Below are 18,145 nucleotides of genomic sequence, written 5' to 3'. Positions count from 1 at the left end.
CGACTCAGCGCAGCGCGTTCTCGACGGCGCTCGCCACCGCTCGCGCCTTCTCCGCGAGCGGCTCCGGAATCTCACCGACGGCGACGGCCTCGTCGAGTTCGTCGTCGTCGACCCGCTCCACCCGGCCGTCGGCGTGTTTCACCACGTCGACGTGGAGGTCGACGTACCGCGCCACGTCGGGGAACAGTTCGACCGGCGTGCAGACGTTGACGTACGTCCCGCGGCGTTCGCCGTCGCTGCCGCGGTACACCGTCGGGTACCACCAGCGACCCTCCTGCAGTTTCGTGACGGCCACGTCGCCCGCCCGTCGTTCGACGCCGAGTGCGTCGTAGGTGCCGCCGGGCGTCATCTCGCGTTCGAGCGTCACCTTCCCGACGGGGTCGTAGTCGGTCACCTCGCCGCGGCCGAGGACGACGAGGTGGCCGGCTGGCTTCCCGTGGCCGAGGGCCAGCGTGTCGCCCTCGCGGGGACCGAACTGCCGGGTGAGCGCGGCGAACGGGAACTCGCCGCCGTCGCCCGCGTCGTCGCAGACCGCCTCGGCGAAGTCGACGGCCGCGCTCGCGGCGTTCGTCGCCGCCTTCGCGCGGTGGTGGCCGCCCATCGTCGGCGTCACCTCGCGTCTGAGGTCGTCGAGCGCGAACCGCGACTCGCGGCCGAACCAGCACCACGTCGTCGCCAGTCCGTCAGTGAGACGCCCGGGTTCGTCGCCGGACTCGCCGGCCGACGCCGGGTTGGGGAGCGCGTCGAGGACGGCGGCCCGCTCGTTGAGTCGGTCGAGCGTCGCGCCGAGTGCGTCGAGGTCCGCGTCGTCCGCGCGTTCGTCCCACCGGACCGCCCACCCGTCACGCGGATCCGTCGGCAACAGCGAGGCGAGTTCGACGCCGCCCGTGGTCGCGTCGCTCTGGTCGCTTCGGACGAGTCGTGCCAGTTCCGTCTCGACCGTGAGGTCGGTCGTACACACCGGCCGGTCGTCGCTCCAGGGTGCGACCGCCTCCCGAATCTGGACGCGGAGCGCGTCGCCCGCCTCGATGCGGTCGTCGACCTGCGAGAAGTGGAGCCAGCCCTCGATACCCCCCTTGTCGTCTTCGCCGAGGTCGAGGACCGCACCGCTCCGCTTCGTGGACTCGACACGGGCGTCGAACACCGCGCCTTCGGGAGCCGGGTCGTTCCACGCCAGCGTGTCGACGCCGACCGATTCGAGGCGGTCCGTCGCCGCGTCGACCGTCGGTTCCTCGCCCGAGACGCCGACGCCCTGTCGGTCGTCGGTGGTGGCGACTGTCGCCAGCGCCGGGGCGACGGGGAACGTCGCGTCGAACCGCTCGCGGATGGGTTCCGAGGCCTGCACGACGCCCGTGTCGTCGTAGAGCAGACGGGTGAGCGCCGTCGCGTAGATGCCCCGGACGCGGACGCTCATAGCGCGTCGGGGTCGGCGGCGAAGCGGGTCCGACCGTTCACCGTCGGGCCGAGCGTCAGTTCGACGAGGCCGTCGTCGAGCGGTCTGCCTCCTTCGACCGGGACGCCCCACGTGTCGAACTTCAGGTAGCCGCGGATGCTGTCGGCGTGGGTGTAGCAGTCGAGGTGGTCGACGGTGTGCTCGTTCACGCCGTCCGCGCTGTGCGCGAGGTCCATGTCCGAGTAGACGGTGTCGTGTGCCTCGAAGAAGGCGACGAGCGCGTCGGCGGCCTCGTCGGTGTACTGTTTGACGTAGCCGTCGGCCTCGGCGATGTCGTCCGTCGAGAGGCCCACCTCGCGGAGCGCGCGCTGGGTTCGACTGTCGAAGTGCATGGACCGCGTTCGACGCCGGTCCTCGAAAAGCCAGCGGACCGCTACGGGCCGTAGAGTTAGAAGGGTGGGTCACCTGTACCGATTATGGCACGACGCGACCCGGTCGAAGCCCGGGCCAAGCGCTCTCGCGACCTCTACGGCATCGCGACGTGGGAACCACGCTCGATGCTCGACCGCTTCGCGGTCCGGCTCCACCACCTCGCCGTCCTCGTCGGCAAGTGGCTCCTGGTCCTCGTCGCAGTGTTGTTCACACTGCTCATCGGGGCGGCCGGCGCGCTGACGAACCCGGTCATCCTCGGACTGACGCTCCTCTCGGCGGTTCCGGCGCTCGCCCTCGTCGCGTACGTCTACCGGACCGACGTCACGAGCGGCGAGCCGTTGACGCTGCTGGCGGTCACGTTCCTGCTCGCCATCGTCTTCGCCAGCTTCGCGGCCATCGCCAACACCATCTTCGGCAACCTGCTCGGGGTCGGTATCGCCAGCGGCGAGACGACCGTCCTCTCGCTCGTCGGCTCCATCCTCTTCTTCTTCCTCGTCGTCGGGCCGGTCGAGGAGACGGTGAAGATACTCGCCGTCCGGTTCTACGCCTTCCGGAGCGACGAGTTCGACGCCGTCGTCGACGGAGTGGTGTACGGCGCGGTGGCGGGCCTCGGCTTCGCCTTCGTCGAGAACGCCATCTACATCCAGCGCTCGGCGGGCGAGTCGCTCTCGATGGGCGGCCCCGAACAGGTGCTCGCCGAGGTCGGCGCGACCGCGACGATTCGGGCGCTCGCCGGCCCCGGTCACGTCATCTACTCCGCGTTCGCGGGCTACTACCTCGGCCTCGCCAAGTTCAACCCAGACGACGCCGGTCCCATCATCGCCAAGGGCGTCGTCATCGCCGCCCTCATCCACGCGACGTACAACTCGTTCGCGACCGCCGCGCTGCCCGGCCTCACCGCCCTCCTCGAACCGACGCTCCCCTCCATCAGCGTCTTCTTCGCGTTCGTCGTCCTGTTCCAGGGGTTCTTCGGCTACCTGCTCTACCGGAAGATCAAGGCGTACACCGCCGCCTACCGCGACGTGATGAGCGACGCCGAGCGCTCCCGCTCCATCGGCGTGGAACGCACCGAGTTCGACGGGTAACAGCTCCGGGGGACGGTTCTCACCCCGCCTTCCGGCCGCGTCGCACTCGCCGCTCAGACGCGCAGTTCGACCGGCTCTAACTCCGTCTCCGCACAGAACCGGTCGAGTTCGTCGGCGCGCGGTTCTATCTCGTCTGGGCGGTGGGAGTCGGTGCCGAGCGTGAACTCGACGTCGTACTCGCGGAGGACCTCGTAGAACTCGGTCTTCGGGTGCAGTTCGCCGTAGTCGCGCAGGACCCGCCCGGCGTTCACCTCGGGGACCGTCCGCGAGTCGGCGAACGCCTCGGCGACGCGGCGGTAGTGGTCCTCGGTGGTGAACCCGCGCAGCGGCGTCGTGCGTTCGAGGAGGTCGGGGTGGGCGGCCACCTCGAACAGTTCGGACTCGACGAGCGAGACGAGGGCGTCGTAGTAGGCGTCGACGACCGCCCGACGCTCTGGCTCGTCCATCTCTCGGAACGGGCCGGTCGTCTGGACGTTCCGGTCGTCGACGGTGTGGACGCTGCCGATGGCGTAGTCGAAGTTCGCCTCGTCGAGGAAGCGGGCGATGGTGTCTCGCTCGTCGGGGAGGTAGTCCATCTCGACGGCGTCGTAGACGCGGAGGCCGAACTTGTCACGGATGGCCTCGATACCCGCCCGGCGTCGCTCGTAGGTCGCGTCCAGATTGAACCCGAACATCTGCTTCTCCCGGCGCTGTGGCTCGCGAGTAGAGACGTTACAGTGGTCGGCGAAGCCCAGCCCGTCCAGACCCGCCTCCTCGGCGGCGTGGCACATATGGTAGAGAAAGGTCCCGTCCGAGTAGTTCGAGTGGACGTGGTAGTCGTGCACAGCCGTGGGGAGGAGGGGGGCCGACAAAAGCGTGCGGTAGAGCGGGACTCGGTGGACCTACTCGTCTTCGTCGTCCCCGGCAGGCGCGTAGTAGTACTCGCCCGCGTTCTTCTGCTCGCGGTCGAGCTGGCTACCCGGCTTGTTGATGCGCGGACGGCTGGTGCGCTGGTCGCGGCGGAACGTGATGTCGAGGTTCGAGAGGAACTGGTTCATCCCCTCGCGCATCCCGACCGGGGGAGAGGTCTCGCCGCGGACGGCGGGTTCGCCGTCGAACACCATCAGGCGGTCCGACAGCAGGTCGATCATGTAGATGTCGTGGTCGATGACCATCGCCGTCGCGTCGTGGTTCTCGGTGTACCGCCGGATGGCGCGGGTGGCGAGCACCCGCTGTTCAACGTCGAGGTGCGCCGACGGCTCGTCGAGCAGGTAGAGGTCGGCGTCCTTCGAGAGGCACGCCGCGATGGCGACGCGTTGACGCTCCCCTCCGGAGAGGTCGGTGAGGTTCTGCTCCATGATGCGCCCCAGCTGGAGCGGGTTCGCGATCTCCGTCTCCCAGTACGAGGAGCCGAACTGGTCGGTGATAGACGCCAGGAAGGCGTCGACGCGCATCGGCTGGTCGATGTCGACGTACTGCGGTTTGTAGGAGATGTCGAGACGCGTGTCCATCTCGCCCTCGGTCGCCTCGATGCGACCGGCGAGCAGTTTGGCGAACGTCGACTTCCCGATACCGTTCGGACCGACGACGCCGAGCACCTCGTTCTCGCGTATCTCGCCGGCCTCGACGTCGAGCGTGAACTCGTCCTCGCCGTAGGACATCGTGAGGTCGGGGTACGAGGCGAGCGTCTCGCCCTGGTACGACGACCGGGGCGCGTGACGCTCGAACTCGATGGCCTCCGGGCGGATGCGCATGTTCTCGTTCTCGAGGTAGCCCGAGAGGTACTGGTTGACGCCCTGCCGCGTCGATTTGGGCGGCGTGATGACGCCGAACGCGCCGGGTTCACCGTAGGCGACGTTCAGCGAGTCCGCCAGCAGGTCGAGCACCGCCAGGTCGTGTTCGACGACGAGCATCGAGCGGTCGCCCTCCTCGGCGAGTTCCCGGATGAGACGCGCCGCGGTGACGCGCTGGCCGATGTCGAGGTAGGGCGTAATCTCGTCGAGGAAGTAGAAGTCGGCGTCGCGAGCGAGCGTGGCCGCGAGCGCGACCCGCTGGAGTTCGCCCCCGGAGAGCGTGTCGATGGACTGGTCGACGACCGGCCGAATCGAGAGGCGGTCGACGAGTTCGTCGACGACGCCCCGCTCGTCGGTCGATTCGAGGAGCTGGCGGGTGTTGCCGTCGAACTGGTTCGGGATCTTGTCGACGTACTGCGGTTTACGGGCGACCGCGACCTCGTCGGCCTGGAGCTCTTCGAGGTAGTTCTGGAGCTCCGTCCCGCGGTACTCGTCGATGACGGCGTCCCAGTCAGGTTCCGCGTTCGGGTCGCCGAGGTTCGGCGTTATCTCGTCGGCGAGGATGCGGACGGCGGTGGTCTTCCCGATGCCGTTCGGCCCGAGGATGCCGGTCACCTTCCCGTCCTGTGGGGCGGGGAGGCCGTAGAGCGCGAACGCGTTCTCGCCGTAGCGGTGGACCGGTTCCTCGTCGAGCTCCTGCGGGAGGTTGATGATCTCCAGCGCGTCGAACGGACACTTGACGACGCAGATGCCACACGACTCGCCGAGACAGATGTCCTCGGAGATGGACACCTGGTCGGGGTCGCCCTCGTAGGCGTCGTCGCCGTGGCGCTCCTCGCGCGTGACGATGCACTCCTTGCCCGTCCGGTTGGGGGGGCAGTAGTTCGCACACTCGTAGTTACAGCGGTCGGGCTGACACCTGTCGAGGTCGACCACCGCGATGCTGTCGTCGGCCATTACAGCGAGACGCCCGCGGTGAAGAGGATGGTCAGGCAGACGAACCAGAGGGCGAACGTCATGAACGCGACGTAGAGGTAGTCCTTCGCGGAGAACTCCTCCTTGAGGCCGGTGAACCGGAGCACCGGGAACTGGACGGCGATTGCCACGAAGAGGGCGTAGACGACTGCCGTCGCGTTCGGGTCGGTCGTCGTGAGGTACGACCCGAAGGCGGCGGCGATACCCAGCAGCGCGGACAGCGCCGTCACGGTGATGCCCCGGATGTGAGCGCTCGGGCGCTCGACCGTGTCGGTAGCCATGTCCGAGAGTGGTCGGTGCGGCCGCAAAAGCCGTTCGGTCCGCTCGCCCTCGATGTATCCGATATCCGACTTCCGGGTCAATCTTTATACACTGTCGACGTGTCCGTTTATACCGTTATGAGCGACTCTTCCGCCGAGGGGCTTGCGGACCTGCCACCGAGCGCCAAGCTCGTATATAAGGTCCTGCAGTACAACGGCCCACTGACACAGAAGGGCATCGTCGAGGAGTCGATGCTCTCCGCGAGAACCGTCCGCTACGCACTCGAACGACTCGAAGGCATCGACGCGGTCGACGAGGACGTCTACTTCGCCGACGCCCGACAGAACCTCTACGAGATCGTCTCCGCGCAGGGCGAGACGCCCGACGCGCAGGCGGTCGGCGACGACTGAAGACGCGGTTCCTGACGTATCGGACAGCAGGTCTCGGGGGACGACCGGCTACACGCTCTCTTTCGCACCGCTTCGTCGAGGAGCAACCGCTACGTCTCGCCGACGTACGCGACCGTACCGACTCGATACTCGGTCGGCCGCGTCGGCGTCACTCGAACCGGAGTCTGTCGCCCGCCTCGACGTCGTCGAACGTGCCAGCCGGTGCCTCGACGACGGTGTCGGCGACGTGCTTCCCGTACCCACGCCACGCCCGGAGTCTCGACACCTGCTGGACGACGCCGTCACAGAGCCAGCAGGCGTCGATGGCGAACGGGACGAACACCATGTGCAGGTCCCGCGGTCCCTGGTCGTCGAACCGGAACACGAGGGCGTAGTCGTCGGGAATCGACCGCCGGAACATCAGGCCGCGGGCCTGCGAGAGGAAGGAGTCGGCCGTCTCCACCTCGCTGGCGAGGACGCGACCCGACTCGTGGACGACGCGCATAGCCGACGGTGTGTGACGAGGCACAAGAACCGACCGCTTTCGGCGAGTGGGCCGTCGCTGGTCGGCGGGTGTCCCGCACCGAGTAACGTTCAAACCGACGCCCGTCCACGGACCGTCCATGGAGAAGACGCCGCTCGGCACCTCCGTCGGCGTGGACGACCCGTTCGACTACGTCGAGCGGTGCGACCACGTCACCGACGACGGGAAGTGTCGGTATGCGTTCGAGTGCGAGGAGCGACGCTCCTCGGTGCGGTCGAGCGGGCGAAGCCCGCGAGACGCCGACCCCGATTCGACGTTCTTCCAGACGTTACGGGACCGCGACTACCGCTGCCCCGTCGTCACCGACGCGGGACCGGACTGGGAGTGGGCCGACTGCCCTCACTTCCGGTGTACGAACCGCTCGCGCGAGTGCATCCGCTGTGGGCTGGAGGAGGTCCGGATGGCCCACGACGATGCCCGCCCACTGCTCGAAGAACACCACCTCTCGTACCGCGCCTCGGCGAACGGCGGGACGAACGGGCACCCCGAGGAACTCACCCACGAGATTACGGTCTACCTCTGTCGATGGTGTCACGCGAAGGTCCACGACTCGTTCGCGCGCATCGACGACGACGCGAATCCGCCCCCGGAGGCGCTGGCGGCCCGCGAGGAACGACGGTCGCAGGAACTGGACGAACTCGGGTTCGACTCCGCGGCGGACCGCTACCGGGACTCGTAACTCGAACCGGTACTGTCACGAACGCTATCTATAGGGGTGGGAAGCTTGCAGATTTCACTCGTCGGTCGTGGAACGGGAGGGACCGTCGCTCACTCCGAGTGTCTCGGCGTCAGTCGTCGACGTTCGTCGCGTCGACCGACGCCTCGGCCGTCGCGGGCGTCTCCACGGCCGGAATCCGGCGTCGGATGCGGGAGATGTCCTCGACGATGGAGGCGATGCGGGTGCCGACGCCGCCGTTGCTCACGACCGCCGTCTCCTCCTGGACGGTCGGGAGCGGTTCCTCGATGACGCTGAGGAGGACCGAACTGTCGTCGACGAGCAGCGTGCGACCGAGCGTCCGGTCGCCCTCTCGCGACGAGGTGAACACCTGCGCGCCGGGTACCTCGGTCTCGACGCGTTGCTGGACCGTCACGCTCGGTGCGTCGACGAGCGTCGTGACGCCCTCGTCGAGCGCTCGTTCGACCCAGTCCAGCGAGATGTCGACGACGTGCTCGTCGTCCGGGAGGACGACGACGACTTCGTGGTCCGCGTCGTCGACGAGTTCGTTACCGCGTTCGGTCACGTTCTCGCGGCCCGAGACCGTCCAGAACTCGTTGTCACCGTTGTGCGGAGACACCTGCAGTTCCTTGAGGTTCTCGCCGGCCGTCTCGAGATGCGTGGTGAACTCGTTGCGGAGCGTCTGGATGGCCGTCTCGACGGAGACGCCGCGGTACTTCCGCGGATTCGACTCCCGGACGTCGACCAGACCTCGGTTCTGTAACTTCTCGAGCGAGTCGTAGACGCGAGAGCGTGGGACACTCGCGACCTTACTCACCTCCTTCGCCGTGCCTTCCGAGAGCTGGACGAGTGCGACGAAGCACTTCGCCTCGTACTCTCGGAGGCCGAGGGACTCGAGTGAGTCGACGGCTCGGGTTCGGTGTTCGTTCGTGGGCATTGTGGTAATATGGCTCCTCTCACGGGCGCTGCCGTGCCGTTCGGTACGGCGGGGTCAACAGACAACTTAGTTATCGAACGTGGACATATAAACATACGTCCTGCTCTCGCAGGTCACGACTGCCGCCACAGGCCCGAACGAGCGCCTCGAATCTGCCATCGTTCCGTTTTCCACACGGCATCCGCGCGTTTGTCAACTCCTCCCGTATCGGCGGTCGCTGGGTCGCGGTGGGTCCCGGCGGAACGGGGGGTGGCCGTCACGCTGGCCTCAGTTCAGTGGGGTTTTTATCGCGTCACGGTCGTACTTCCGCCAATGACGCGCATCGTCGTGGTGGACAACCACGGGCAGTTCACCCACCTCGAAGGCCGCGCGCTTCGCGACGTGGGCGTCGAGACGGCCATCGTGGACAACGAGACGCCTCCCGCGGAGGTCGAGGCCGACGGCGTGGTCCTCTCGGGCGGCCCCGACATGGACCGGACCGGCCACAGCGCCGACTATCTCGACCGGGACGTCCCCGTCTTCGGTATCTGCCTGGGGATGCAGTTGATAGCGAACGCACTCGGCGGTCGGGTGGGGTCGGGCGACTACGGCGGCTACGCCGACGTCACCGTCGAGATTCTCGACGACGCCGACCCGCTGGTCGGGTCGCTCGCCCCCGAGACCCGCGTCTGGGCGAGTCACGCCGACGAGGTGGTCGAGGTCCCCGAGGGGTTCACCCGGACCGCGAAGAGCGACGTCTGTGGCGTCGAGGCGATGAGCGACCCCGACCGCGACCTCTACGGCGTGCAGTGGCACCCCGAGGTCGCCCACACGGAGCGTGGTCAGGAGGTCTTCGAGAACTTCGTCTCGCTCTGTGAGTAGATGCGTGTGACACGGGGCGGTCGCGGATGACGACGACCCAGGGCGACCTCGCCGCGCTCTCGCGGTACATCTTCCGCGCCCCGCAGTGGTACGCCAGCGTCGCGTTCTCGCTGCTCATCGCCGTCGTCACCGGTATCGCGGCGTTCGACTCGCGGTTCGTCCTCGAAGACGCGTGGCAGGGGCTGTTCTTCGTCGGTATCCCGACGCTCGCCGCCAGCGTCCTCACCCCGTGGGTCGACCGCCGACTGGACGGACAGCTCACGCCCAACCGGGCGTCGCTGCTCGCCCTGTTCTGCGAACTCGTCACCGTCGGCCTGCTGACGCTGGCGGCGGTGGTCGTCGTCCTGTCGGGACCGCTCCCGTTCGTCCCGACGCTCGCACAGGGGTTCGTCTTCGACGTGCTGCTCGTCGCCCTCGCCAGCGTGTTCGCCATCCGCCTGTTCGTGTCGATGGCGGTCTCCGGACACCGCCTCCGGTGGGCCATCCTCCCGGCGAGCATCCAGACGCTCGCGGGCGCGCTCCTCCTGTTCGTCTACAGCGGGACGATGACGTACCTCGAGATAGGCGGCGGACCCCTCGCGCAGTCGTACCTCTCGCGGCCGGAGCAGGCCCCGCCGCAGCTGTCGGCCATCGTACCGAGCGACTTCGTCCTCCTCGCGTTCATGTGTGCGCTCTACGCCGCCTCGACCTGGTTGTTCCTCGTCGTCATCGACCAGCCCTGGAAGCGGAGCCTCGGCGTCAGCGTCCTCGACTTCGGGCGCGGCTTCATCGGCCACATCGCCGAGGGGTCGCGGGAACTGGAGGACTTCTTCGAGCAGTTGGGCGAGGAGGCCGTCGTCCCGGTGACGGTGCTCTCCGTCCGCCGCGAGGGCGACGACGGCACGCCCGGGGAGGAGAAGGCCCGGTTCGTCCTCCCGATGATACACCCCGGCCCGATGGGCGAAATCGGGGGCGGAAACCTCCCCCAGCGAGTCGCCGCCTCGACCGAAGGGCTGGGCTTCCCGCCCCACGCCACCGCCGGCCACGACTTCAACCTCGTCACCGAGCGAGAGGTGGACACCGTCATCGACGCCGCGAACCGCGCCGCCGACCGCGTCGAGTACGCCGAACGCGCCACCGAGAGCTACCACGTCAGACAGGGCGATGTCGGCATCCTCGCGCAGGCGTTCGGCGACGACGCCCTCCTCGTCGCCAGCTACGCGCCGAACTACGCCGACGACGTGGACTACTCGGTCGGCCTCTCGGCGGCCGCCGAGGCACGCGCCGGCGGCCTCCGCGAGGCGATGGTCGTCGACGCGCACAACAGCAACGACGGTCTCGCCGGCGAGGACCTCGGCCACGTCACGCCGGGGAGCGAGCGCTCCTTCGACATGCTCGGGGCCGCTCGCACCGTCGGCATCGACCTCGGCGACGCGCCTCGCCAGCGCCTCCGACTCGGCGTCGCCTGGGAGCGGACCGACTGGACGCCGACGGAAGGTATCGGGCCGCTCGGCGTCCGCGTCGCCGTCGTGGAGGCGGGCGAACAGCGGACCGCCTACGTCCTCGTCGACGGCAACAACATGGTGCCGGGGCTCCGGGGGCGACTGGTCGACGCCGTCTCCGACCACGTCGACGCCGCCGAGGTGATGACGACGGACACGCACATCGTCAACACCGTCGAGGCGGACAACCAGGTCGGAGCGGCCATCGACCACGACGAACTGGCGGCCCTCGTCGTGGACCTGGTCGACCGGGCGGTCGACGACCTCGAACCGGTCGTCGCGGGGATGGCGAGCGAACGAGCGCGAGTCACCGTCTTCGGCAACGACCGCACCGAGACGCTCGCCTCGCACGCAAACGCGATGATCGCCATGGGCGGTGCGCTCGCCGTCGCGTTCGTCATCGGCGTCACCGCCGTGAGCGCCCTCGTCTTCTTCCTCACCTGAGGCGACGACCGACGCTGCTGGCCGGCGACGCCGAGAGGCCGGCGACGCTCGGTGGCCGGCCGGGTTGGGAGGCCGACGTTGGGACAGCCGACTGCCGTAGAAACCGACGAACGTCCAGCGAACGGCACGTAGACTGTCCGTTCGCAGCGAGTGAGAGCCGTGAACAGGTTTAATAGTGTGGTGGACGATAGCACACCTGTATGGCAACGAACGGCGACGTGTTCGACGACTTCCTGGAGCAACGTGGACACCGGACTGAAGCGCCGAGCTGGGACCGAGAGTATAACAAGAAACAGTGTCCCGAGTGCTGCAGTCTCCACGACCTCTCCGCGACGGAGTGTAGCGTCTGTGGGTGGCTCCCGAACTGACGCTGTCGACGACGCCATCCCGACCGCCACGATTTTCCGCCGAACTGACCGCTCAGCGACGCCTCGCACGGACGCGCTTCTGTCGGTCAAGCCACGTCACTTATACGGCAGGACCCCTATCGAAGGCCAATGACGGATACGCAGGTCACCCGGTTGTTCGGTGGTCCGGGCTGCGGGAAGACGACTGCTCTCCTCGACCGTGTCGACGCACTCCTCGACGAGGGCGTCGACGTGAACGACATCCTGGTCGTCTCCTACACGCGCGCAGCGGCGGCAGAGATCCGCGAACGACTCGCAGAGCGACTGGAGTGTAGCCCCCGTGCACTTCGCGGCAACGTCGCCACGATGCACGCGAAGGCGTACGAACTGCTCGACCTCTCGCGGAGCGACGTCGTCGGCGAGAAGGACAAGAAGGAGTTCTGCGAGGACTACGGCCTGGAGTTCGAAGACGAGTACGAGGCCTCCCGGCGACGCTCCTCGCGCTCGACGACGATGGGGAACAAGCTCATCGCCACGAGCCAGTGGCTCCAGCGGACCCGCCGCGACGTCGCCGACTGGTACGACGTGCCGTTCCAGTGGAACGTCGACGAGGTGCGGCTCCCGCCGGACATCGACCCGAACGCCCAGACGGGCAACAAGTACACCCCGACGTGGCCGTCCTCGGACGAGCGCCTCGACGTGCCCGAGGCCATCCGCGCGTGGCGCTCGTACAAGGGCGAGAACGGGCTGGTCGGGTTCGCGGACATGCTCGAACGCGTCAAGCAGCGCTCGCTGCTCCCGAACGTCGACTACCTCGTCATCGACGAGTTTCAGGACATCACGACGCTCCAGTACGAGGTGTACGACGAGTGGAAACCGCACATGGAGAAGGTGCTCATCGCGGGCGACGACGACCAGGTCGTCTACGCGTGGCAGGGCGCTGACCCGCACCTCCTGCTCAACGAGGTAGGTGAGGACGTCATCCTCGACACCTCCTACCGCCTCCCCTCGCGCATCCTCAACGTCGTCAACCGGGAGATCGATCACGTCACCGAGCGCCAGGAGAAGGACTTCCTGCCGCGCAAGGAGGGCGGGCGCGTCGAGGCCGTCCCGAGTCCGTCGATGTACGACCTCGTCCGGAACATCCGCGCGACCATCGAGCAGGACCCCGACGGTGACGTGATGCTCCTGTTCCGGGCGCGGTACCAGATGTTCCAGTTCATGGACGAGTTCATCTCCTACGGCATCCCGTTCCAGGCGCTCACCGACCAGCGGATGTGGACCGACCGGTTCACCGACTACGTCACCGCCATCGAGCAACTGGAGGACGGCGAGGACATCAACGGCCTGCAGGCCCGCCGTCTCGCCGAGATGCTCGACTCCGCCGCGTTCGGCACCGGCGAGCGCGACGAACTGTTCGACGCCATCGACGACCGGCAGGAGGAGACGGGCATCGAGGACCTCACCGAGATGACCGTCGACGAGGCGTTCGTCAAGGAACACGCGCCGTTCCTCCCCGACCGCGCCTCCGCGGCCGACATGGTCCGGAAGGTGACGAACTACCAGAAGCGATCGCTGAAGGCCTACGTCGGTGGCGATTACCAGGACGTCGACCGGTCGCGCGTCCGCGTCGGCACCATCCACTCCGCGAAGGGTCGTGAGGCCGACCACGTGTTCGTCTGCACCGACCTCACGGAGAAGGTGGTCGAGCAGATGGCGGCGACCATCGAGGACGAGAACCCCGAGGGCGCGGCCGCCTTCGAGGAGTCCACGAACCCCGTCCCGTGTCTCACTGACAACGAGCGTCGCGTCTTCTACGTCGGGATGTCCCGCGCTCGCGAGCGCCTCGTCCTGCTGGAGAACCTCGTCGACGGCGCGCCGACCCTGCCCATCGACGTGCTGCTCCACAACGAACTGACCAGCCGGGACCTGGACGACCTCATGACCGAGGCCCAGGAACCGATGGCGGTCCAGTAGCCGACTCGGGACCGGCCGGACGACTTATCCTCGGCCGTGTGAAACGTTCGGACGGTATGTTCGACCGAATCCTGTTTCCGACGGACGGGAGCGAGGGCGCGGACGAGGCGCTGGAGTACGCACTGGAACTCGCCCGGACGCACGACGCGACGCTCCACGTCCTGTTCGTCGCCGACACGAACCGCGACAGCGTCACGCTCGTCGGGACGGACGTGGTGGACGCGCTCACCGCGGTCGGCGAGGAGTCGGTCGCGTCGGTGGTCGACCGGGCGAGCGAACACGACGTCCCGACGGAGACGGCCGTCGAGCAGGGGACGCCGTGGCGGACCATCGTCGACTACGCCGAGGGGAACGACGTGGACCTGCTGGTGATGGCGACCCACGGCCGACGCGGACTCGACCGCTACCTGCTCGGCAGCGTCACGGAGAAGGTGGTGCGGACCTCGACGATTCCCGTGATGACGGTCAGAATCGACGCGGAGTGAGGTCACGGGAGAACTGTCGGACGTGGTGACCGCTCACTCCTCGTCGGCGTCGCGGTCGTCGACGACCGACCCGACAGCCTTCTCGGCGGCCATCGCGGGCACGTCCTGGGGTGTCGTCAGGTACTCCTCGACGAGCACCATCCCGACCGCCACGACGAGGAGGATGCCACCGAACAGCGTCTCGCCCGCGACGAGTCGCATGACGCCCAGCAAGCCGACCGGGATGGCGAAGACGAGCGTCGCGACGAGCTGGACGGTCCCGATGATACCGCGAGCCATGGTCGAAGGTGGGGGGAGCGGGGGAAAAGCGTCGCGGAGTCGACGGCCGGTACCTGGTTCGACGCCCCGACGAACGCCTACGGCGAGACCTGCTCGTCGAGGAAGCCGACGCGTACCGTGGGGTCCGTCCCCGTCGCCGACTGCAGCCGCTCGTCGAACCGTTCGGCCAGCGTCTGCGGGACCGCCGCGTCGCCCTCGACGCCGACGACGATCTCGACCCGTGGCGGCTCGCCGGTGAGGATGTCGATGCCGTGGTAGTCGACGGTCGTCCCCTCGATGGTGAGCCCCTCGTACTGCGGTTCGTTCAGCATCGCGTGGGCCGCGCCGGTCGCCTGCACCTCGAACTCGTTGGTGACGAACTCGGAGTACGTGACCGCGCCGAGGACTACCGACAGCACGAGCAGTCCAGCGACGATGCCCACCAGTCGCGTGGCGACGGCCCGACGGACGCCCGCCGCGTCACGCGTCTCGTCCTCGACCGGCCGGTAGCCCGCCGCGTAGAACAGCACCAGCGCCGAGAGGTTGATGGCGAGCAGGTTGACGAGGACGAGCGTCCCGGCGGCGAGCGCCACGCCCGAGAACCCCCACGCGATGCCGAGTCCGGCGGTGGCCGCCGGGGGGATGAGTGCGACGGCGATGGCGACGCCGACGAGCGCCGAGCCGGCGTTGCGCATGACGCTGATGGCCCCGGCGAGCCCCGACCCGAGCGCGAGGAACAGCGAGAGGAAGTTCGGACTCGTGCGTTCGGTGACCTGCGGGATGTCGCGGATGTCGAGGCCGGGCGGGAGGAACACCGTCTCCTTGAGGACGAAGCCGACCACCGCACCGACGGCGACGGCGAGCACCAGTCCGAACACCTGGAAGGTCACGCCGCGAGACGCGAGGCGCTCGTCGCCGAGGACGGTCCCGACGCTGGCGGTGATGGCCGGTCCCATCAGCGGGGCGACGACCATCGCTCCGATGATGGTCGCCGCAGAGTCCAGCAGGAGGCCTGCGGTGGCGATGATGGTGCTCAGCACGAGGAAGGCGACGTACGTCGAGCGGGCCGGCGCGAGGTCCTTCGCCCGTGCGACCAGTTCGTCGCGGGAGATGCGCAGCCCGGTGTAGCGCTCTTCGAGCGCGTCGATGCGCTCCGACACCACCGTCTCCGTCGCGAGGACGATGGTGTAGGCGTCCTCCTGGATGCCCGCTGCCCCGAGCCGGTCGAGCACCGACTCGACGCCGCTCTCTGGGATGGGGAAGGAGACGAGCGCCTCGAAGTTCCCGCGTCCAGTCTCCGCCCAGACGGCATAGTCGATTCCCTCGTCGTCGAGCACCGAGAGCACCGACTCTCGGGTGCCGTTCGGAATGAGTACCTGGACGAGTCGCATGACGGAACTACGACACGAGCGACGATAACCCGAATTCACACCGCCGAGAGCCACCGGAAGGCGAGAACGTTTCGAGGGACCCGACTCGGACGCACGGGCCGGCGGAGCGCCAGAGAGCGGGGAGTGCGATTCGACGCGGTTCGACTACGCCGTGGCACCGGTTCGGCGTTCGGTCCGGTCGGCGCGCATCCCGACGAACACCATCGAGAGGCCCGACGACAGGAGGCTGATGCCGAACAGCAGGCCGACCGCCCACGCGGCGGTGCTCGGCCACCCGGCCCACAGCAGGCCGGCGAGGACGATGGAGATGACGCCGCTCGCCACGAACCACATCGCCCCGCTCTCGCCACGCATACGGACGCCGAGCAGCACCTCGACGACGCCGTCGGCGAGGAAGTAGCCCACCAGCAGCAGCGTCAGCGTCGCTAGCCCGAGCACCGGGTTGGCGAGCAGGCCGATGCCCGCGATGGCGTAGATGCCCGCGAGGAGCGCCTGGAGCGCGAACCCGCGCCAGCCTCCCGCGCCGAACGCGTGGGCGACGTGGAACAGCGCACCGACGACGAGGAGCGCGCCGAGCGCGATGGAGATGGACACACCGGTGACGAACGGGAAGACGATGGCGACGAGTCCGAGGAGGCTCAACACGACACCGACCGCCAGCATCGTCCTGCCGGGCCGGACGGGGGTACCAGCGATGGTCCCGCCTTCACTCTCTGGAACAGTTGCACTCATGAGTTGTTCACCGTGTGCACCGAGGCTGTCAACCAGCTTAACCGATATCGGCGATTTTCGGGAGCCTCCGAAACGGAGGACACTCCGGCCCACGAGCGATTCCACACGGTTCTACACGTCACCGGTGAGCGACGCCGGCACCGACCCCGATCCGACCGTCGGGACTGCGCACGAAGCGGAACGCTTTGCACGCTCAGGGTCCTACCCGTCGCTATGTTCACCGGCATCGTCGAGGAGACGGGCGAGGTGGTCGCCAGCGAAGCGGACGAGGGGGGCCGACGCCTCCGCATCGCCTGTTCGTTCGCCGCCGACCTCTCACACGGCCAGTCGGTCAGCGTCAGCGGCGTCTGCCTGACCGTCGAGGACAACGACGACGAGACGTTCTCGGTGTTCCTCGCCCGCGAGACGGTCGACCGGACGTACCTCGGCGACCTGCGTTCGGGCGACGCGGTCAACCTCGAACGCGCGATGCGCGCCGACGGCCGCTTCGACGGTCACGTCGTGCAGGGTCACGTCGACGGCACCGCCACCGTCGCGGACGTCGAACGCGAGGGCGACGACTGGCGGTTCAGGTTCTCCCTCCCCGCCGACCTCGCGGGCTACGTCGTCGAGAAGGGCTCCATCACCGTCGACGGCATCTCGCTGACCGTCGCCGCCCTCGACGACGACGACGCTTTCGAGATAGCCATCATCCCCGCCACCTACGACATCACGACGCTCTCCGAGAAGGACGTCGGCGACCCGGTCCACCTCGAAGTCGACGTGCTGGCGAAGTACGTCGAGCGCGTCCTCGACGCCGAGGCGGAGGACCCACAGACCGCCTACGCCGACCGACTGGTGCAGTAGCGGTTGCAGGGTTGTAGTGCTGTGCGGTCACGTGGCGATGCTGTCTGACGACGATGCTGTACCGCGAGTGAGTGAGCGTCAGCGAACGAGCGAGCGGGGTGACGACCGAACGGAGTTCCCGCGAGTGAAACGAGCGGGAGCACGGAAGGCGAGCGAAGCGAGTCTTCCGGAGCGCTCGAAGAGCGCGAAGTGAGGGAGGAATCCTTTTGGTCCAGCTTTTACCCTGTGGGGGTTGAACGAGCGTAGCGAGTGAAACCCCCTCTCGTGGATAAAAGGTGGGTGCTCAATGCACGAGCCGCGAGCAGGTGCCACAGAGGTTCTGCTCTTTCATGTCGACCTCGCGGACGGTCGGCGAGAAGTTCATCACGCAGCGTTTGTTGTCGCAGTGCTCCAGGCCGAGCGTGTGGCCGATCTCGTGGACGACCTCCTTGCGAACGCGGTCGGAGAACACCTCGCCCGCGGACTTCTGGGCGAACCCGCCGTCGGAGGAGGTCTGGAGGCGGTACGTGGAGATGACGCTGCCCGCGCCGTCGAGGTACGCCAGGCCGAAGACGTAGTTGCGCCGTCGGTAGAACAGGTCGTTCGGCGTGATGGCGATGTTCTTGTCCCCGTCACCCACTCGTCCGGCCAGTTCGATGAACTCCTCGGCACGGTACTGCCCGCGGTTGGGGTCGTACGACCCGTCCGGAATCGGCTGAGCGGCGTGGACGGTGACATCGCATTCGTAGACCGACCGGAGCCCGGACGACGCCTCGCGCTTGACGACGGCGGGGACGTCACCGACCGGCACGATGTCAACGTGCATGAACCACGGTATGGAGGGACCGGCTATAAGCCTCCCGACGCGAGTTTCCCTCGT

At 67.9% G+C, this 18,145-nt stretch carries 20 protein-coding genes; 9 read left to right on the top strand and 11 right to left on the bottom strand.

The genetic code is table 11. The annotated features are described in order from the left end of the window. Nucleotides 1–4: 4 nt before the first annotated feature. Nucleotides 5–1,414 carry a ribonuclease FAU-1 family protein gene (locus MX571_RS00750; protein WP_247413686.1) on the bottom strand — a complete coding sequence of 470 codons (1,410 nt, stop codon included), beginning with the start codon at nt 1,412–1,414 and terminating at the stop codon, nt 5–7. After that, on the bottom strand, nt 1,411–1,785 hold the full coding sequence (locus tag MX571_RS00745; protein ID WP_247413685.1) for a DUF7532 family protein: 375 nt from the start codon (nt 1,783–1,785) through the stop codon (nt 1,411–1,413). Before MX571_RS00745 ends, MX571_RS00750 begins: the two co-directional genes overlap by 4 nt. An 84-nt stretch (nt 1,786–1,869) precedes the next feature. Between MX571_RS00745 and MX571_RS00740 the strand changes: the two genes are divergently transcribed. Next, nucleotides 1,870–2,910, top strand: a complete 1,041-nt coding sequence (locus MX571_RS00740) for a PrsW family intramembrane metalloprotease (RefSeq protein WP_247413684.1) — start codon at nt 1,870–1,872, stop codon at nt 2,908–2,910. 53 nt (nt 2,911–2,963) lie between these two features. On the opposite strand, the gene MX571_RS00735 is transcribed toward MX571_RS00740, so the two are convergent. Genes MX571_RS00735 through MX571_RS00725 form a run of 3 tightly spaced genes read right to left on the bottom strand, consistent with a single transcriptional unit; the run spans nt 2,964 to nt 5,938 of the window. After that, the gene (locus MX571_RS00735; protein ID WP_247413683.1) at nt 2,964–3,734 is read right to left on the bottom strand and encodes a PHP domain-containing protein; all 771 of its coding nucleotides are present in this window, start codon (nt 3,732–3,734) and stop codon (nt 2,964–2,966) included. A 57-nt stretch (nt 3,735–3,791) separates the two neighbouring features. Beyond that, the gene (locus MX571_RS00730; RefSeq protein WP_247413682.1) at nt 3,792–5,639 is read right to left on the bottom strand and encodes a ribosome biogenesis/translation initiation ATPase RLI; all 1,848 of its coding nucleotides are present in this window, start codon (nt 5,637–5,639) and stop codon (nt 3,792–3,794) included. Then, complete coding sequence (locus MX571_RS00725; protein ID WP_247413681.1) at nt 5,639–5,938, bottom strand: EMC6-like membrane protein; 300 nt, start codon at nt 5,936–5,938, stop codon at nt 5,639–5,641. The genes MX571_RS00730 and MX571_RS00725 overlap by 1 nt, the downstream gene beginning before the upstream one ends. Nucleotides 5,939–6,055: 117 nt before the next feature. Between MX571_RS00725 and MX571_RS00720 the strand changes: the two genes are divergently transcribed. Then, entirely contained in the window at nt 6,056–6,328 is a 273-nt protein-coding gene (locus MX571_RS00720) for a winged helix-turn-helix domain-containing protein (protein WP_247413680.1), read from the top strand. A 148-nt stretch (nt 6,329–6,476) separates the two neighbouring features. On the opposite strand, the gene MX571_RS00715 is transcribed toward MX571_RS00720, so the two are convergent. Continuing rightward, the gene (locus tag MX571_RS00715) at nt 6,477–6,812 is read right to left on the bottom strand and encodes a DUF192 domain-containing protein (RefSeq protein WP_247413679.1); all 336 of its coding nucleotides are present in this window, start codon (nt 6,810–6,812) and stop codon (nt 6,477–6,479) included. A 118-nt stretch (nt 6,813–6,930) separates the two neighbouring features. Here MX571_RS00715 and MX571_RS00710 point away from each other — a divergent pair, with 118 nt between their 5' ends. Then, entirely contained in the window at nt 6,931–7,530 is a 600-nt protein-coding gene (locus tag MX571_RS00710; RefSeq protein ID WP_247413678.1) for a DUF7097 family protein, read from the top strand. Between the two features lie 109 nt (nt 7,531–7,639). On the opposite strand, the gene MX571_RS00705 is transcribed toward MX571_RS00710, so the two are convergent. Beyond that, a complete protein-coding gene (locus tag MX571_RS00705) occupies nt 7,640–8,464 on the bottom strand; it encodes a TrmB family transcriptional regulator (RefSeq protein WP_247413677.1) in 825 nt (274 codons plus the stop codon). Nucleotides 8,465–8,776: 312 nt separating this feature from the next. Between MX571_RS00705 and MX571_RS00700 the strand changes: the two genes are divergently transcribed. From MX571_RS00700 to MX571_RS00680, 5 genes are all read left to right on the top strand, one after another. Continuing rightward, complete coding sequence (locus tag MX571_RS00700) at nt 8,777–9,325, top strand: GMP synthase subunit A (protein ID WP_247413676.1); 549 nt, start codon at nt 8,777–8,779, stop codon at nt 9,323–9,325. 26 nt (nt 9,326–9,351) lie between these two features. Beyond that, entirely contained in the window at nt 9,352–11,250 is a 1,899-nt protein-coding gene (locus tag MX571_RS00695) for a DUF2070 family protein (RefSeq protein ID WP_247413675.1), read from the top strand. Nucleotides 11,251–11,450: 200 nt separating this feature from the next. Beyond that, a complete protein-coding gene (locus MX571_RS00690; protein WP_247413674.1) occupies nt 11,451–11,618 on the top strand; it encodes an HVO_0416 family zinc finger protein in 168 nt (55 codons plus the stop codon). Nucleotides 11,619–11,747: 129 nt separating this feature from the next. Next, nucleotides 11,748–13,574, top strand: a complete 1,827-nt coding sequence (locus MX571_RS00685; RefSeq protein ID WP_247413673.1) for a UvrD-helicase domain-containing protein — start codon at nt 11,748–11,750, stop codon at nt 13,572–13,574. A 56-nt stretch (nt 13,575–13,630) separates the two neighbouring features. Then, nucleotides 13,631–14,059: a universal stress protein gene (locus MX571_RS00680; RefSeq protein WP_247413672.1), complete on the top strand. Its 429-nt coding sequence runs from the start codon at nt 13,631–13,633 to the stop codon at nt 14,057–14,059. A 33-nt stretch (nt 14,060–14,092) separates the two neighbouring features. Here MX571_RS00680 and MX571_RS00675 read toward each other — a convergent pair whose 3' ends face one another. The 3 genes from MX571_RS00675 to MX571_RS00665 form a co-directional block, all read right to left on the bottom strand. Continuing rightward, nucleotides 14,093–14,338, bottom strand: coding sequence for a DUF7533 family protein (locus MX571_RS00675; RefSeq protein WP_247413671.1), 246 nt, complete (start codon nt 14,336–14,338; stop codon nt 14,093–14,095). A gap of 77 nt (nt 14,339–14,415) precedes the next feature. After that, on the bottom strand, nt 14,416–15,708 hold the full coding sequence (locus MX571_RS00670; RefSeq protein WP_247413670.1) for a TIGR00341 family protein: 1,293 nt from the start codon (nt 15,706–15,708) through the stop codon (nt 14,416–14,418). Between the two features lie 144 nt (nt 15,709–15,852). Further along, nucleotides 15,853–16,440 carry an HdeD family acid-resistance protein gene (locus tag MX571_RS00665; RefSeq protein ID WP_247413669.1) on the bottom strand — a complete coding sequence of 196 codons (588 nt, stop codon included), beginning with the start codon at nt 16,438–16,440 and terminating at the stop codon, nt 15,853–15,855. A gap of 213 nt (nt 16,441–16,653) precedes the next feature. Here MX571_RS00665 and MX571_RS00660 point away from each other — a divergent pair, with 213 nt between their 5' ends. Continuing rightward, nucleotides 16,654–17,286 (top strand): riboflavin synthase, encoded by a 633-nt coding sequence (locus MX571_RS00660; RefSeq protein ID WP_247413668.1) that lies wholly within the window; start codon nt 16,654–16,656, stop codon nt 17,284–17,286. A 283-nt stretch (nt 17,287–17,569) separates the two neighbouring features. Here the strand turns inward: MX571_RS00660 and MX571_RS00655 are convergent, their stop codons facing one another. Then, a complete protein-coding gene (locus MX571_RS00655; protein WP_247413667.1) occupies nt 17,570–18,091 on the bottom strand; it encodes an archaemetzincin family Zn-dependent metalloprotease in 522 nt (173 codons plus the stop codon). Nucleotides 18,092–18,145 lie beyond the last annotated feature (54 nt).

It is taken from the genome of Halomarina salina (genome assembly GCF_023074835.1).
In the GTDB taxonomy this organism is placed as follows: domain Archaea; phylum Halobacteriota; class Halobacteria; order Halobacteriales; family Haloarculaceae; genus Halomarina; species Halomarina salina.
The sequence above is the reverse complement of the archived record's forward strand: the minus strand, read 5'-3'. Positions and strand labels throughout refer to the sequence as shown.